The sequence below is a fragment of the Bacillus sp. FJAT-27916 genome, assembly GCF_001183965.1.
In the GTDB taxonomy this organism is placed as follows: Bacteria; Bacillota; Bacilli; order Bacillales; family Pradoshiaceae; genus Pradoshia.
This window is the reverse complement of the sequence record NZ_LFZV01000001.1, coordinates 2,285,847-2,300,170: the sequence shown is the minus strand read 5'-3', so window position 1 is coordinate 2,300,170 and position 14,324 is coordinate 2,285,847. Positions and strand designations below refer to the sequence as shown.

Annotated in this window: 13 protein-coding genes and 16 tRNA genes; 25 read left to right on the top strand and 4 right to left on the bottom strand. The window is 36.4% G+C overall.

What is annotated here, in order from left to right; genetic code table 11:
- The first annotated feature begins 26 nt into the window (after positions 1–26).
- The 3 genes from AC622_RS11150 to AC622_RS21675 all read left to right on the top strand — a co-directional run bounded on the left by AC622_RS11150 (position 27) and on the right by AC622_RS21675 (position 1,135).
- Complete coding sequence (locus tag AC622_RS11150) at positions 27–569, top strand: DUF5412 family protein (protein WP_049671130.1); 543 nt, start codon at positions 27–29, stop codon at positions 567–569.
- A 79-nt stretch (positions 570–648) separates the two neighbouring features.
- Positions 649–840, top strand: a complete 192-nt coding sequence (locus AC622_RS11145) for a hypothetical protein (RefSeq protein WP_049671129.1) — start codon at positions 649–651, stop codon at positions 838–840.
- A 55-nt stretch (positions 841–895) separates the two neighbouring features.
- Entirely contained in the window at positions 896–1,135 is a 240-nt protein-coding gene (locus AC622_RS21675) for a hypothetical protein (RefSeq protein WP_442853817.1), read from the top strand.
- 300 nt (positions 1,136–1,435) lie between these two features.
- Here the strand turns inward: AC622_RS21675 and AC622_RS11140 are convergent, their stop codons facing one another.
- The 3 genes from AC622_RS11140 to AC622_RS11130 are packed head-to-tail and all read right to left on the bottom strand — an operon-like array spanning position 1,436 to position 3,744.
- A complete protein-coding gene (locus AC622_RS11140; protein WP_049671128.1) occupies positions 1,436–1,813 on the bottom strand; it encodes a hypothetical protein in 378 nt (125 codons plus the stop codon).
- 22 nt (positions 1,814–1,835) lie between these two features.
- On the bottom strand, positions 1,836–2,816 hold the full coding sequence (locus AC622_RS11135; protein ID WP_049671127.1) for an SAR2788 family putative toxin: 981 nt from the start codon (positions 2,814–2,816) through the stop codon (positions 1,836–1,838).
- 1 nt (position 2,817) lies between these two features.
- Positions 2,818–3,744, bottom strand: a complete 927-nt coding sequence (locus tag AC622_RS11130; RefSeq protein ID WP_049671126.1) for a S8 family serine peptidase — start codon at positions 3,742–3,744, stop codon at positions 2,818–2,820.
- Between the two features lie 949 nt (positions 3,745–4,693).
- Between AC622_RS11130 and AC622_RS11125 the strand changes: the two genes are divergently transcribed.
- Both AC622_RS11125 and AC622_RS11120 read left to right on the top strand, forming a co-directional pair.
- Entirely contained in the window at positions 4,694–5,032 is a 339-nt protein-coding gene (locus tag AC622_RS11125; protein ID WP_053103750.1) for a DUF5412 family protein, read from the top strand.
- An 80-nt stretch (positions 5,033–5,112) separates the two neighbouring features.
- Positions 5,113–5,451: a VOC family protein gene (locus AC622_RS11120; RefSeq protein WP_049671125.1), complete on the top strand. Its 339-nt coding sequence runs from the start codon at positions 5,113–5,115 to the stop codon at positions 5,449–5,451.
- 707 nt (positions 5,452–6,158) lie between these two features.
- Here the strand turns inward: AC622_RS11120 and AC622_RS20700 are convergent.
- Positions 6,159–7,492 (bottom strand): IS3 family transposase gene (locus AC622_RS20700; RefSeq protein ID WP_156185613.1). Its coding sequence is split into 2 segments (ribosomal slippage): positions 6,159–7,111 and positions 7,111–7,492, totalling 1,335 coding nucleotides; the frame shifts between segments, so codons are not numbered across the junction.
- 802 nt (positions 7,493–8,294) lie between these two features.
- On the opposite strand from AC622_RS20700, the gene AC622_RS11105 reads away from it, so the two are divergent.
- From AC622_RS11105 to AC622_RS11010, 20 genes are all read left to right on the top strand, one after another.
- Positions 8,295–9,041: a DNA cytosine methyltransferase gene (locus AC622_RS11105; RefSeq protein ID WP_049671124.1), complete on the top strand. Its 747-nt coding sequence runs from the start codon at positions 8,295–8,297 to the stop codon at positions 9,039–9,041.
- 78 nt (positions 9,042–9,119) lie between these two features.
- On the top strand, positions 9,120–9,764 hold the full coding sequence (locus AC622_RS11100) for a restriction endonuclease (protein WP_049671123.1): 645 nt from the start codon (positions 9,120–9,122) through the stop codon (positions 9,762–9,764).
- 86 nt (positions 9,765–9,850) lie between these two features.
- Positions 9,851–10,300, top strand: a complete 450-nt coding sequence (locus AC622_RS11095) for a hypothetical protein (RefSeq protein ID WP_049671122.1) — start codon at positions 9,851–9,853, stop codon at positions 10,298–10,300.
- Between the two features lie 1,065 nt (positions 10,301–11,365).
- Positions 11,366–12,175 carry a hypothetical protein gene (locus tag AC622_RS20435; RefSeq protein WP_053103749.1) on the top strand — a complete coding sequence of 270 codons (810 nt, stop codon included), beginning with the start codon at positions 11,366–11,368 and terminating at the stop codon, positions 12,173–12,175.
- Positions 12,176–12,562: 387 nt separating this feature from the next.
- Positions 12,563–12,644, top strand: a tRNA-Leu gene (locus AC622_RS11085).
- Between the two features lie 7 nt (positions 12,645–12,651).
- A tRNA-Gly gene (locus AC622_RS11080) sits at positions 12,652–12,726 on the top strand.
- A 14-nt stretch (positions 12,727–12,740) separates the two neighbouring features.
- Positions 12,741–12,826 (top strand) — tRNA-Leu (locus AC622_RS11075).
- Positions 12,827–12,847: 21 nt separating this feature from the next.
- Positions 12,848–12,924 (top strand) — tRNA-Arg (locus AC622_RS11070).
- 9 nt (positions 12,925–12,933) lie between these two features.
- A tRNA-Pro gene (locus AC622_RS11065) sits at positions 12,934–13,010 on the top strand.
- Positions 13,011–13,024: 14 nt separating this feature from the next.
- A tRNA-Ala gene (locus AC622_RS11060) sits at positions 13,025–13,100 on the top strand.
- Between the two features lie 8 nt (positions 13,101–13,108).
- Positions 13,109–13,201, top strand: a tRNA-Ser gene (locus AC622_RS11055).
- Between the two features lie 15 nt (positions 13,202–13,216).
- Positions 13,217–13,293, top strand: a tRNA-Asp gene (locus tag AC622_RS11050).
- A 47-nt stretch (positions 13,294–13,340) separates the two neighbouring features.
- Positions 13,341–13,413: transfer RNA gene (locus tag AC622_RS11045), tRNA-Thr, on the top strand.
- Positions 13,414–13,424: 11 nt separating this feature from the next.
- Positions 13,425–13,508 (top strand) — tRNA-Tyr (locus AC622_RS11040).
- A 12-nt stretch (positions 13,509–13,520) separates the two neighbouring features.
- Positions 13,521–13,594, top strand: a tRNA-Trp gene (locus tag AC622_RS11035).
- 5 nt (positions 13,595–13,599) lie between these two features.
- Positions 13,600–13,675 (top strand) — tRNA-His (locus AC622_RS11030).
- Between the two features lie 5 nt (positions 13,676–13,680).
- A tRNA-Gly gene (locus AC622_RS11025) sits at positions 13,681–13,754 on the top strand.
- 14 nt (positions 13,755–13,768) lie between these two features.
- Positions 13,769–13,842: transfer RNA gene (locus tag AC622_RS11020), tRNA-Ile, on the top strand.
- Between the two features lie 9 nt (positions 13,843–13,851).
- Positions 13,852–13,926: transfer RNA gene (locus AC622_RS11015), tRNA-Asn, on the top strand.
- A gap of 4 nt (positions 13,927–13,930) precedes the next feature.
- Positions 13,931–14,002 (top strand) — tRNA-Glu (locus AC622_RS11010).
- Positions 14,003–14,324 lie beyond the last annotated feature (322 nt).

The following is a 14,324-nucleotide window of genomic DNA, read 5'->3' as shown; positions in this document are numbered from 1 at the left end:
GGACACAGAACGAATGGAGGGAGAAGATGAGGATAATTGGTGTGGTCATTTTTATGATTGTCATTCTGTTATTCTTCCTGCTATGTGTGAAGTTAGGGATGTTCCTTATGAGGAAGAGAGCATTCCCTTCTAAGCTATTAGTTATTACATTGGCCGGGATTGTCATTGTCTCTTTCATCTATATGTATGAAATGTACTTTTTCACTTTTGACAGGATTGACAGAGAACGGATGCAAAACGGGCCAGGGCCAATAGAATCACCTTCAGGAAGATATACAGCTAATGCGTATTATGAGCCATATGGCGGTGCGGCCGGCGGGGTGAACGTATGGGTGGAGATCACAGATCACGATCATCAGGGTGCAAGAAAAACGATTTATTATGGGAATGGGCTGTCTGAGGTAGATTTGGAGTGGATAGGTGATGATTCGCTTTTCATCCAGAATGAATCATCCGGCATCCATAAATCAAAGGAATTGAACGTGAAGACCGAAATCTATCATGGTACAGGCTTAGCTTGTCAAAGTCTGGTGATGAAAGATACATATGAAACATGTTATTCAGATTGATAAAATATGGTAAAAACTTACTCTATTAATAACTAATGTGCCATTTACATAACAAGATGATGAATAGAGGAGGAAGTCGATGAAATTAGTGTTTCTGTATCATCCGGTGGATAATCTTATGGAATCATTATCGTATTACCGCGATACGCTTGGGTTTGAAGAAGCGTGGCGTGAGGGAGAGCAGGCGATTGCGCTCCAGCTGCCTGGAACGGATGTGAAGCTGTTAATCGAGAATGATGAGCATGACCTCGGGATCGAATCTACGGATTAAAGGCGTTTCTGTTTGATGGACGCATTGAAACGATAATAATTCAGCTGATAATGCGATACGCCCTAATGTAATTAGGCGCAATAACTGGCTATTATCGATGAGTGAAGCAGGCGCTAAGGTTGAGATCATCTGTTTGAGCTTGGTAGAGACTGCCAAAACGAAGGGTATCGATTTTTACCAATATCTAGTGAGGTTGATGGCCGATTTGCTAAACTTACCAATTTATCAGCAACCGAAATTTTTACATAACTACATGCCTTGGTCAAATAATATTCAAGTCACATGTGCTAAATAGCCAGTTATCCGAAAAAACTTTTAGATAGCTGGTCATTCGTCGTGCGTACCGAAAAGCTTTTTTTATATTTCTGGCTTAAGCAAGATATCTTTATTTTTATTTTTTATATATAAAAAGCAGTGACAAAATGTCACCGCCCAGTTTTATAGACCTTTAATTTTTGAATTTGATTCAAGTATGTTTTTATACTCTGACTCTTTATTAAAAACTAACCCACTATTACAGAAGTCAACAAAGTGTTTGAAAGAAGATTTAATTACTTCAATCATTTCCTCTGAAGGAATAGATAATATTGAAGTGCTATTCTGTTCTTCTGAATGAATCTAAAATAAGTTTATAATTTGCTCCATCTTTTAATATTTTTAGCGTTGATCCGTTATCTAATAAAGTAATATCGAACTCATCTTCTTTTTCATCCTTAATAACTATACGAGCAAAATCATCCCAAGTAAAAAGTAAGTCATCGGTTCTCTCTGAGTCGTTGAGGAATGTTTTATTTTCATAGATAATTTCAATATACCCATTAAGATAAATTCTATCCTCATAATCAAGGTACTTTTGAGCAGCAACCTGGGCATCTGGATGATCAATTGGTAAATATTCTTTATTCTCTCTAGTAGAGTAACCGAACTCTGGGATGAAGTTACTGATATATGTGTTTATTTTTAATTTTGACAATTTAAAAACCTCCGGTTAACTCCTATTGTTTTACAGGATATGCACTACTAATGCCTTTATCCTTCGTTACTACAACTTTATATTTTACACCTTTAATTTTAGAATATGCTTCTGTTTTTTTCCCATTCTTAATACCTTTCTCAATTTTGGAAGCGTTTTTTCTTATAACAGTATTAATAATATTTTTAATATCGTTTATGGATAAATCTGGGTCAAACATGGATTTTTCTTTTGCGCCAGTCCAATACCTAGGATGATGGTTTTTTAGAACATGTGACATTTTACTCTTAGTTACAGTTATATTATATTTGCCTGCTTTAACTTTATAGTCTTTAAAGTTTTTTAAAGCACTTTTTGCTACTTTACCTGAAACTTCTTTGAAAGACCTACTTCCAATTTTGATTACAGCCTTCTTAGCAACATATTTAATAGCGATTTTGACAGACGTAGCTCCTACAATATAAAAGACGTAAGGTGCTATTGATGCACTTAATTCTGTATTATCATATTCAATTTTTTCTCCTGTAACAGAATCAGTAAAAGTTGCATTAAATTTCTCTCCATCTACTTCGTTTATCTCAACATCATAATCATATATTGTTGTTTGTCCTTCGGAATCAGTAACTTCTCCTGTTAAGTTTATATCGTCAGTTTCCATATCCATACCAACTACAACGCTTGCAGATAAATCTTCATTCTCCATATTGGTTTCAAGTGTGATAGTGTCTTCTGTTACTTCAGTTATTTCTGCATTGAGTTCATCTACGTTTTCTATACCTGCTTCATTAGCAATTTCGTCTAATTGTTCTTGAAAATCTACATTTACTTCTTCTTGAATATCCTCATCAATATATTCTACTTCCAATCCATTTTCAATATCCATTTCGGAATCTGTATAGTTTTCGTTTTCTATTTCTTCATTTGATGCCAAACCTATGACTTGTGATGGAATCAATGAAACGATTAAAGCACAAGCTATTAATAATGATAAGATTTTTTTCATTTTATTCCTCCTCTTCTATTCTTAAAATACCGTAACCATATTCTTTTCTAGGTGTTTTTTGTATTACAGACTGTCTTATTATTTGCATAAAATCGATATAAGAAGAATGGGATTGAATTGATCCAAACTTTTCTAGTTTTCTAGCGATAATTCCAGTAGCAAAGGCAGTAGAAAAAGAGGTTCCACTAAAATACTCATATTTTCCGTTATTGGAGGTTGTTAGTATTCTATCTCCTGGTGCTGAAAAGTCAATTTTGCCTTTGGCAGAAGAACTAGTCCGTTTTAATTTTATATTTACTGAATTTATAGAGATGACGTTTTCATATTTAGCGGGATAATCTACACCAAAACCATATGTATTTCCGGCTGCTGCAACGATTATTATGCCTTTTTTAATCGCCTTTTCTATTGTTCTCTTTAATTGTATGTCATCTACTTGAACGCCGAAACTAATATTGATAATATCTACTCTTTCAGCAATACACCATTCTATACCTTTTATTAAATTTTCGACTTTACCTTTTCCATTTTTATCTAGGACTTTAACGTTATATAATTCAATATTTTGGGAAACGCCTGTTATTCCATAATCATTATCATTGGCAGTGATTATACCTGCAACGGCAGTTCCATGTCCATACTCATCATCTAAGGGTTGATTATTAAATGTGTTGTAAGCTTTGACTATTTTTCCTTGTAAATCATTATGAGGAAAAATACCACTATCTAGAACTGCAACTTTTATTTTGGAATCACTAATTTTTTCTTTGGAATAATTAATGGCATTGAATCCCCAATTGGAACTGTCCTCTTGAATTACAGTTGTTTTGCTCTTATCTGATGGAGTATTATCTTCTTTTGATACATTAGTAAAGAAAAAAATGGAAGTAAATAATAAGCAGGCTCCGAATACATAATATTTTTTCATAAGACCTCCTTTCCGATAAAATTATTATAATAGACAAAAAATACCATATCAACAATAAAGAGGTATTAAAAGTAATAATAAGGAATAAAGTTAGTGAGATATACTTATTAAAAAAGACATATAAAAATTTAAAAGGGAGGTATTTTTAAAAATGTTATCGATTGATTTCGTAAGCCTTAGAATACAGATGTTTTGAGAGCCTTTTACTTAATCCGCTTCATTCTTTATACTCCAAAATGACGTAATTTATTCACTATCAATTCACCCACAGGAAGTCCTCCTTTGAATATGATGCATGCTAAACGTCATAAATGTTTTTTTTGTGGATAATCCTGATTTATCCATTTCACCCTGTATCAACCAAAATAAGAACTTTCGGGAGCTCAATAAGGTAAGTGGAATCAGAAACCCAGCTCTTTTTATTCCGTAGCAATTAGATGGGTGCCTGTCACTTCTCGATATTTGTTGAACGCTCCTAAATTTTGGGTCTTTTTCAAGTGTTGGAGTAGTGTTTTTCTCTTCTCCTTATCCTAGTGACTTGTCGACATTTTTATATAGATGGTGGTGGACAGCTTGCACGGATTCGAGCGGAATTCCGGTATTCGAATCCATTCCGTTTCGTGAGAAATAGTACCTGTTACCATCTGATTGTACAGATAAGTGTACGTATGAAATAGTTATAATCGCTTTTGTTAAATCACAATGACATAAAGAGGCTGATACAAAAGGTTTGCAAATGAAGGTATGGTGTTACTCGGTAAGTAATAATAGAGGAAATAAAATAAAAAAATTGAAGTCATTGAAATAAAAAAGTCTCCTTACATAAAAGAAGCCTCTCCCTCACCTGTGGAACTTTCTGTGAAACAAGAAAAAACGGATAGTGACAGGCACTATCTTATCTATGTATGAAATGTACTTTTTCACTTTTGACAGGATTGACAGAGAACGGATGCAAAACGGGCCTGGGCCAATAGAATCACCTACAGGAAGATATACAGCTAATGCGTATTATGAGCCATATGGCGGTGCGGCTGGCGGGGTGAACGTATGGGTGGAGATCACAGATCACGATCATCAGGGTGCAAGAAAAACGATTTATTATGGGAATGGGCTGTCTGAGGTAGATTTGGAGTGGATAGGTGATGATTCGCTTTTCATCCAGAATGAATCATCCGGCATCCATAAATCCAGGGAATTGAACGTGAAGACCGAAATCTATCATGGTACAGGCTTAGCTTGTAAAAGTCTGGTGATGAAAGATACATATGAAACATGTTATTCAGATTGATAAAATATGGTAAAAAGCTTACTCTATTAATAACTAATGTGCCATTTACATAACAAGTTTTTGAATAGAGGAGGAAGTCGATGAAATTAGTGTTTCTGTATCATCCGGTGGATAATCTTATGGAATCATTATCGTATTACCGCGATACGCTTGGGTTTGAAGAAGCGTGGCGTGAGGGAGAGCAGGCGATTGCGCTCCAGCTGCCTGGAACCGACGTGAAGCTATTGATTGAGAATGATGAACATGACCTCGGAGCGGGCGGAGTATTCCTCGTTGAAAGCGTGGATGACTTCTTTCAAGAAAAGAAAGATACCCTAACATTCGTGAGGGAGCCGGTGGATATTCCGCCAGGACGGTATGCGATTTATAAGGATGGCTCAGGGAATGTGATACGGATAATTGATTTTACGAATGAGTGAGAAAGAATGAGAAGAAGCCTGATCCCATGGGATCAGGCTTCTCTTTTCGTATGGAGGCGATAAATCCAAGGTGAGTCGGGTGGTCAATGATTTCGGCATTTCAATAGATATACAGCAATCAGTAAATTGCTGCCGGCGGCTAGGATATACTTAGTCCAATTAAAGATGACAAGATTCATTTCCTTAGGATAAAGGATAGGCAAGTAATGCCGAGTCCAAGAACGATAAAATGGGGATAGTTTTCTCTCGTACTATTTTTATTATATTAGTACAAATTCGACGCAATTTGAACATTAATAAAAGCGAAAAATGCTTGGCATAACCAATCGTTAAGAAAGTTTTTATCTAAAAAAGGCGATGGGATTATTAGTATGTGATTGGATTTATTTTCTTTTAATAAACTAGTCCGTTTCCAGACATAAGAAAACTACTAGACTTTGATAAAAATAGGCATATCTATCTATTTTAGTCGAAGTCTTTTTTTCTTGGTGAAATAAATTTGTTAACTGATTATAATATCCTTGAGTAATGTGAAAAATATGTAAAAGATGTAAAAAATGTCTTAAAGGAGGTGAGCTAAGAACAACTGTTATATCAGAAATAGATTCAAATTTTTATATTAAGGAGGAAAAGTGTTGAAAAATATTTGGAAAAAAGGCCTAATACAATGTAAAGTGTACCCCTTGTAAAGGACATTTTGAAAAAGCCTAGGCAACTTGTTGAAGCTGCTGTCTGTATTTTGCAGGCGGCAGCTTTTTTAAATTCCATTGCCCTCGATAATGATTGTAGTAAATCATATAACGCTTAATTTCTTGTTTTACTTGTTCCAATGTTTCGCATTCCTTGATGTTTGATTCATCTTTCAAATGACCAAAAAAGGATTCCTGTGGGGCATTGTCCCAACAGTTTCCTCGCCGTGACATCGATTGGCCTAGTCCCATTTTCTTCACTAATGCCTGGAATGTTGGATTCGTATAATGAAACCCTTGATCTGAATGGATAAAGGCATCTTCTGCTAAATGATGATGGATTCGTTTCAACTTTCGTATGGTATTTAAGGCAATATCAAGGTGAAGGGAATCAGATACTTCATAGGCGAGAATTTCATTGGTCTCCGCGTCCTTGACCGTTGATAAATAGGCACGTTTTCCTTTCTTGTAAGATAGGTACGTGATATCGGTTAACAGGACCTTTCCTGCCACTCCTTGTTTAAAGTTGCGTTGTAAGGTATTCGGACATGTGCGATGTTCCTTTGTTGCCTTGACCATCCGTCGATAGGGATTCGCTTTTCGAATGGGACAAATGATCCCGAATTTCTTCATGATGCGGCGAATGCGTTTCAGGTTGTAAGTGATTTGATACTGGTTTTGAAGCGTCATTTTAATTTGACGTGCTCCCTTTTTACGTCTGCGGTAATGATAAGCCTTAAGAATCCATTCTTTTACTCTTTCATCCGCCTCATCTTTAGCCGTGCGCTTTTGGGCTGATTTTTCTAGAAAGTAGTTATAGTAACCTGAACGAGATACCCCCATGATGTTACATAAATAGCTCACCATGCGCTTCAAGTTGTATTTCTCCATCGTATGCTTGATTAGTTCGAACTTCCATTTTGAGGTGATTTTTATTTCTTCTTCAACATCTGCCTTTCGAGTAGATCGAGCTTTTTTAATAGTTCATTCTCTGCCTCAAGTAAACGATTTTTCGCTTCTAACCGTCTAATCTTCTCCTCTAGCGTTAATTCTCGATTTGAAGGTCTTCCAGAATTGGTTATACGTGTATCCTGTAAACCGCCTACACCTGCTTTGCGATAGGCTGCCCGCCAACGTTTTCCGGCAGTTCTGACACGGTCAATACCGATTAAATCAACATTCAAACCAGCCTCTTCGAATATTTCTCGCGGGAATTTACCTTTCTCATTTTCCGCAATAAAATGACGTTTGAATTCATCTGTATAAGTAATGGCTTTATCACTCACTGCTTTCACATAGGTATTTTTCTTTAATAGTTCTTGTTCTTTTTGGGTCAATAATCTTTTAGTCATTTCAATCCGCTCCGACATCTTTTTTCTCATTATAAACAAAGTACCCCATCAGATGGACTTTTTTCAAAGTGTCTATCTGATAGGGTACATTTTACAGCACTCACTACGCCTTTTTATCTTGTTTTTCCCATAGTGGACCTCTGGTTAAGGGTGATGAGAGAAACAAGGTTGGTGTCCAACATAAGGTGAGGATATATCTGAAGGACGTACCTATTTACGAAAGTAGCCAAATATAAAAATCAAAGCTATTTTTCCATTTGAGAGTATGTATGAAAACATTGACGATTTAATGATTATATTGGTATTCCATATTAAATTTGATTGGTAAAATATATTTATTAAGTACTTGAATATTACAAGAAGAGAATGGATGAGTTAATAGTGGAAACAGATTTGAAGTTACAACATTATCACCAGTATAATCAATCGGTGATGCGCATATAGGATTAAAACATTACTTGTATAGAAGTAATAAAGAACAAGTTGTATAAAAAAGCAGAAATGTTGTTAAATAACATTTCTGCTTTTTAATTATTATTCTATGCAATGTATATTACCGAACTCTCTCTATCCATTAGAGCCTTGTTAGATTAGCGATATATACAATGGCAGAACAAATGAGATTGATACTTTTATTTTGAAGCGGATTCGGCTCATAGTTTGGCTGTTTTAGATATAAGGTTTACTATATTGATCATTTTCAATCTATTACAGTAGATGTTTATGTTAATTAATGGGAATGTAAAAGGTGAACGGAGTATAATAGATATTAGAAATATAATAAGTTGGGGGATATTGAATTGTGGCAAATACGGTAGTCGAATTGTTTGCAGGGATGGGTAGTATTTCAAAGGTCTTTTGGGAAAAAGGATATAAGGTTAGTCTAGCGGTTGAAAGTGATAAGTACGCGTGTCAAATATTCAGCCATAATCTTCCTGATGTAAATGTAATAGAAAATGAATTAACTAATATTGAACCAATGAATATACCTGCTAGTGATATACTTGTTTCTAAACTTCCTATGTCTATCCCAAGAAATCCAGATAATCAAAATTCTTTGTTCATAAAGCATATATTAGATATAGTAGCAGTAAAAAAACCTAAAGTTATATTATTCGAATGCGTGAAAAGATTACTTGTAAGTAGAGAGTTTAGTTTTGATTTGATATTAAAACGATTAAAAAATCTTGGTTACAGTGTTGTATATAAGTTAATGAATGCTAGAGATTATACCAACTTACCTTATGATAGGGAAAAAATATATATAATCGGTTTTAAGGATACAATGTTATATAATGCATTTTCGTTCCCTGAAGTAAAATCATCTAATAAATCTTTATTAGATATAATTAATATAAGAGAGAAGAAGGCAGATGTATATTACAAAAGTGCTGCGGTAAGGTTTCTGGATAAAAGAATGTTTAATGAAGAATATCTAATTTATAGAAGAACTTATAAAAAGGGGTTTGAAACTTATAAAGATATATGTCCACCTTTAAATGGCCTCTATGCAGATTATTTGGTACGTGATGATCATGGGATTAGATAATTAACTATTCAAGAATGTCTAGATATTACTGGGTTAAATGACTATGTTATCCCTAATAATCGAGTGAATTATTATAAGTTGTTCGAATTAGTAGGTGCTGCAAGCGTTAAGCCGGTAATAGAAGTTTTAGTAGATCAAATAAGTATAGTGCTACAGAATACTGGAGAACTAGGAACATTTTCTTCGGCAAATATGGAAAGAACTGAAGTTGAAAATTTTAAGAATGTGGTGGGTTCAAATACACTACTAAAAGAGCTTGTTCGAGATGTAGACAATGCTACTAATAGTTATGAAAAGGGAAAAACATTAGAAAGGCTTATAAAAATATTTTTTGCTCAAGTAGAGGGTTTTAGTGTAGATGTAAATAGAAAAACAAAGACTGAAGAAATTGATATACAAATAACTAATGAATCCGAAAGTGAGTTTTGGCGTAAGGAAAAATTAATTTTCATAGGTGAATGTAAGAATTGGAATAAAAAAGTCGGGAAAAATGAACTAGTTATATTTAAGAATAAAATAGAAAATAGAAGAGGAAGAGTAGAATTAGGGTTCTTTATATCATGGGCTGGATTCTCGAGCACATTTAATAATGAAGACTTGAGACGATCAAAAGATCCTATAGTAATCATACCTATTAGCGGTGTTCAAATCAAAGAAGCAATAAATAGTGAGAAAATAGAAGAATATATAAAGAAATGGTATAAAAGTGCTATTATGTCCTAGAATTTCTTTTATATGAGAGTGATAAATTTGCCGGGATCCTTATTTATGGACACCACAGAACTGCTGGATTGTTTGAAGCGGGAAAATTGGATTTTGAATGTCCGGTTACGGTATATATTGATTTACCAAAACAAGCAATGGCAAAGATTTTCTCTGATAATAATCAATATCAAGAGAAACCAAGTGCAGTGCATACATTAGCTATGAAAGCTATTGCAGGAACTTTAAGCAGTGAGGAAGAAACAGCAAATAACATCTCAAATTTATTAAATACTGAAGAGTGGTCAATCCTGTACCAAAGAATAAAAGATATAGACGGAAAACGTCCTAAAGGATTGTTAAAACCCTATGTAACAAATGCAACCTTTGAAAAGTTGATTCAACAACAAGTTCTTTTTCACCTTCCAGCTGATATGAATACTCCAAGAAAAGCAAGATTGCTCAATGACTACTTTACGGCTTGGAGCGAAGTTTATAATGTTGCATGGCAGGATGAAAAAAACATGTACTTGTTAAATCAATGGGGTTCAAAATAATGATCCGGTTATTTCATGTAATTCACTCAAAGGTTTCAATGAGTGGGTATCCAACTAAAAAGGATTATAAAGAATTTATTCAGACTAATTTGAAGAGTACTGCTGAATTTAAAGTAGGAGAACAAACATTACCTCTCGATTAGAGTAGTGAATACTTCGGCAGTTATTCTAGTGGATAGGGGATTAATGCAATTACTCATGCTTTAACACAGCACATTTCTACACAATTCTATAAGGCCCAACAAATAGTAAGTGGTAAAGGCTCATCTATATAAACCTTAAATAAAAGCATGCATAAAGGCATGCTTTTTATACTTTAAACTATCTTTATTCAAAATATAGATTACTAAGGTATTAATCAACAATCGTTGTTTTATTTAATAATTTGGATATTTTAGTAAGGTAAGGAGTTAGAGAAAGTGCCTGTCAACACCCGTTAGGAAAATTTTTCAATGCTAATGATTTCCTTGCTATTGTACATCACATAGATACATGCCGTGAAGATCTGATAAAAGAGGTAAAATCCTTTTATACTAAACTAAGAAAACATTTTATATCAAGACTTCTATCCGTTCTTTAAATGCCTATCCGAGCATTTTAGGAGACTGGTTATTGTGAAAAACCTGTGAATGAAAGGCAGAATCACTTTTGTTAATAACGTCTATCAGAAATAGCGCTGAGAAGTTCCAACAGCTTCATGGACTTACTTAGACATCATAAAATTTATCAAACAATGAAGTCTCTAGAGAGCTTCATATACAAGAGCAAAACGTTCTGAAGGCCAACCTGCTTCGGCAACTTAGAGAGCTAAACTAGCTGGAGCAAACAATAAAATAAATTTTACATGGTCCTACTGATAATGGAAAACCGTATATTTCAATTGGAAGCTAGAGTTCGGGATCATCTATAGGTATTTTAATGTTTATTTTGCTCTATGGAGAATTAGCTAGAGAGCAGGCAAGAAATTTTATTCGTTATATAGCTGAAACTCTAGAAAAGGTCCCGAAAACTCACAAGGAATTTTTCTTATTTGATTTATCTTGTATAACAAGGAGGAGGTTTACAGTGTTAGTTAATGGCAGACCACAAGAGTTGGTGAAGTACAGTAAAGGTACATATAACAAAGAGAAATTTGTCCAAGCTGTTAAGGACAGGTGGGAACTGACAGACTTGCAAATAAGAATGACGTATCTTGTATCAGATCTTGCCGTCAATGCGGAAGGGGTATTTTCGATTACGCATCAAAACTTCTTAAGAATGTTTGCGGAGCGGTTTAGGATGGAAGTTAGCTTGTCATCAGTGAGAAGATTCTTCGGACTCTTGTCCAAAATAGGGGTCTTGTCTGTTCATCATGCTAAAAGGAAAAATAATCAGCAATCAGCCAATATCTATATCGTTAATGTTTCGCAAGAAGGTGAACAATCGAATGAGCATCCTTCTGACACTCCTACTGAGCAGCCGGTAGAGCAGCATAATAAAACGATAAATATACCCTTTAATAAACCTTTAACTGATTTCAATTGTAATTTCAAGGAACCTCTATCACCGACTAGTTTCAAAGCCTTATTAATCGATGCCTGTCATCAGTTTTATCGCGAATTCTCTATTGGGAGATACTCCAAAAAACAATGGACCACCTTGATTGATAAATTTGCGACAGATACGATTGAAAGTGAGCGTTATCGAAAAGTACCGATACAAAATATGAAAAGCTATGCTTATCAATCATTAAAAATCATCACCGCGAATTCTGATTATAAGCATTCAGATGACTTTGGTGACTATCGGAAGGTTATGTATGAACTCGGACAAGATAAAAACGATTGCTATACGGTGAATTCGAAATTAACATTATATGACTGGATCAATCATTAACTTGTCATTCGTTTTATAAAATATCAGTGGACTTTACCTGCTATTCTATATTCTATATTCCTTATAAAATCGTTACGAGGAAATAAAGATTGATAGTTAGTGTAATGTGAGATGAAGGGGATATGAACGATTAGGGTTTTTATATACATATAAAAAGAGTTCTAACACTATATTCGGTACCTGTATTCCCGTATATGATAGTGGTATTCATGGACGTTTAATCTATTTCATATAGGAAGAAAAAGAAAATGATATTTCCATAATTTCCATATTGCAATCTAGTTGAATCCAGATTAAAATAAAAAAGCAGTCAACGAGAGAGCTTGAAAGAGAGAAGCACGAGGGCTGCAAGGGCGAGTCCTTCATGGCTCACCATATATAAAGCATGCGGGTGTGGCGGAATTGGCAGACGCACCAGACTTAGGATCTGGCGCCTTACGGCGTGGGGGTTCGACTCCCTTCACCCGCACTTATATGCGGAAGTAGTTCAGTGGTAGAACACCACCTTGCCAAGGTGGGGGTCGCGGGTTCGAATCCCGTCTTCCGCTCCAATGCCAAGTTATACGCCGGGGTGGCGGAATTGGCAGACGCACAGGACTTAAAATCCTGCGGTAGGTGACTACCGTGCCGGTTCGAGACCGGCCCTCGGCACTCTCGAAATTTACCAAGTATGCGCCCGTAGCTCAATTGGATAGAGCGTTTGACTACGGATCAAAAGGTTAGGGGTTCGACTCCTCTCGGGCGCGCCATTTATTCTTCGGGAAGTAGCTCAGCTTGGTAGAGCACTTGGTTTGGGACCAAGGGGTCGCAGGTTCGAATCCTGTCTTCCCGACCACTCAACACACATATGGGGCCTTAGCTCAGCTGGGAGAGCGCCTGCTTTGCACGCAGGAGGTCAGCGGTTCGATCCCGCTAGGCTCCACCACTTATATTGGAGGAATACCCAAGTCTGGCTGAAGGGATCGGTCTTGAAAACCGAGAGGCGGGTCAAACCGCGCGGGGGTTCGAATCCCTCTTCCTCCTCCATAATATCCTTATATTGGTCCGGTAGTTCAGTTGGTTAGAATGCCTGCCTGTCACGCAGGAGGTCGCGGGTTCGAGTCCCGTCCGGACCGCCATTCATGATGAAATAAATGATTGATGATAACGAAAACGAATATGTCATGCCGGTGTAGCTCAATTGGTAGAGCAACTGACTTGTAATCAGTAGGTTGGGGGTTCAAGTCCTCTTGCCGGCACTCTTCATGACGGAGGGGTAGCGAAGTGGCTAAACGCGGCGGACTGTAAATCCGCTCCTTCGGGTTCGGCAGTTCGAATCTGCCCCCCTCCACCATACTTACATAATAGGGGCATAGTTTAAAGGTAGAACAGAGGTCTCCAAAACCTCCAGTGTGGGTTCAATTCCTACTGCCCCTGCCAGTATGGCGGCTGTGGCGAAGTGGTTAACGCATCGGATTGTGGTTCCGACATTCGTGGGTTCGATTCCCATCAGCCGCCCCATAGATGCGGGTGTAGTTTAGTGGTAAAACCTCAGCCTTCCAAGCTGATGATGAGGGTTCGATTCCCTTCACCCGCTCCAAAAAGAATCATCATGGGCCTATAGCTCAGCTGGTTAGAGCGCACGCCTGATAAGCGTGAGGTCGATGGTTCGAGTCCATTTAGGCCCATCTCATTATTCCGCAGTAGCTCAGTGGTAGAGCATTCGGCTGTTAACCGAACGGTCGTAGGTTCGAATCCTACCTGCGGAGCCATTTTGGCCCCTTGGTCAAGCGGTTAAGACACCGCCCTTTCACGGCGGTAACACGGGTTCGAATCCCGTAGGGGTCATAAAACCATGTACAAGTTGTACATGGTTTTTTTCTATTTGCCAGCAATTTTCTAATAGCTGCTGACCTATTCTAATGGTAAAAGTTAAGAGAAAGATGATCAAATTCCGTTTGGTAAAACATAATAGTACAAATAGATAAAAAACAAGAAACGCGCATACAATTGTGTAGGACAATCTAAAAACAGTGCAAACTTCATGTGCACTGTTTTTATTATTCCCTCAATTCATTCCCTTACTAATAAGTATACTTACCCTACTATATTTTACATTTATTCCTCTCTATGACATTGTGATATATTTACTATATGAAGATATAAAGAG

Excerpts from the sequence above, each read along its gene's own strand:
- AC622_RS11150 (WP_049671130.1), top strand. The coding sequence starts at position 27 with ATGAGGATAATTGGTGTGGTCATTTTTATGATTGTCATTCTGTTATTC.
- AC622_RS11145 (WP_049671129.1), top strand. The coding sequence starts at position 649 with ATGAAATTAGTGTTTCTGTATCATCCGGTGGATAATCTTATGGAATCA.
- AC622_RS11135 (WP_049671127.1), bottom strand. The coding sequence starts at position 2,816 with ATGAAAAAAATCTTATCATTATTAATAGCTTGTGCTTTAATCGTTTCA.
- AC622_RS11130 (WP_049671126.1), bottom strand. The coding sequence starts at position 3,744 with ATGAAAAAATATTATGTATTCGGAGCCTGCTTATTATTTACTTCCATT.
- AC622_RS11125 (WP_053103750.1), top strand. The coding sequence starts at position 4,694 with ATGCAAAACGGGCCTGGGCCAATAGAATCACCTACAGGAAGATATACA.
- AC622_RS11120 (WP_049671125.1), top strand. The coding sequence starts at position 5,113 with ATGAAATTAGTGTTTCTGTATCATCCGGTGGATAATCTTATGGAATCA.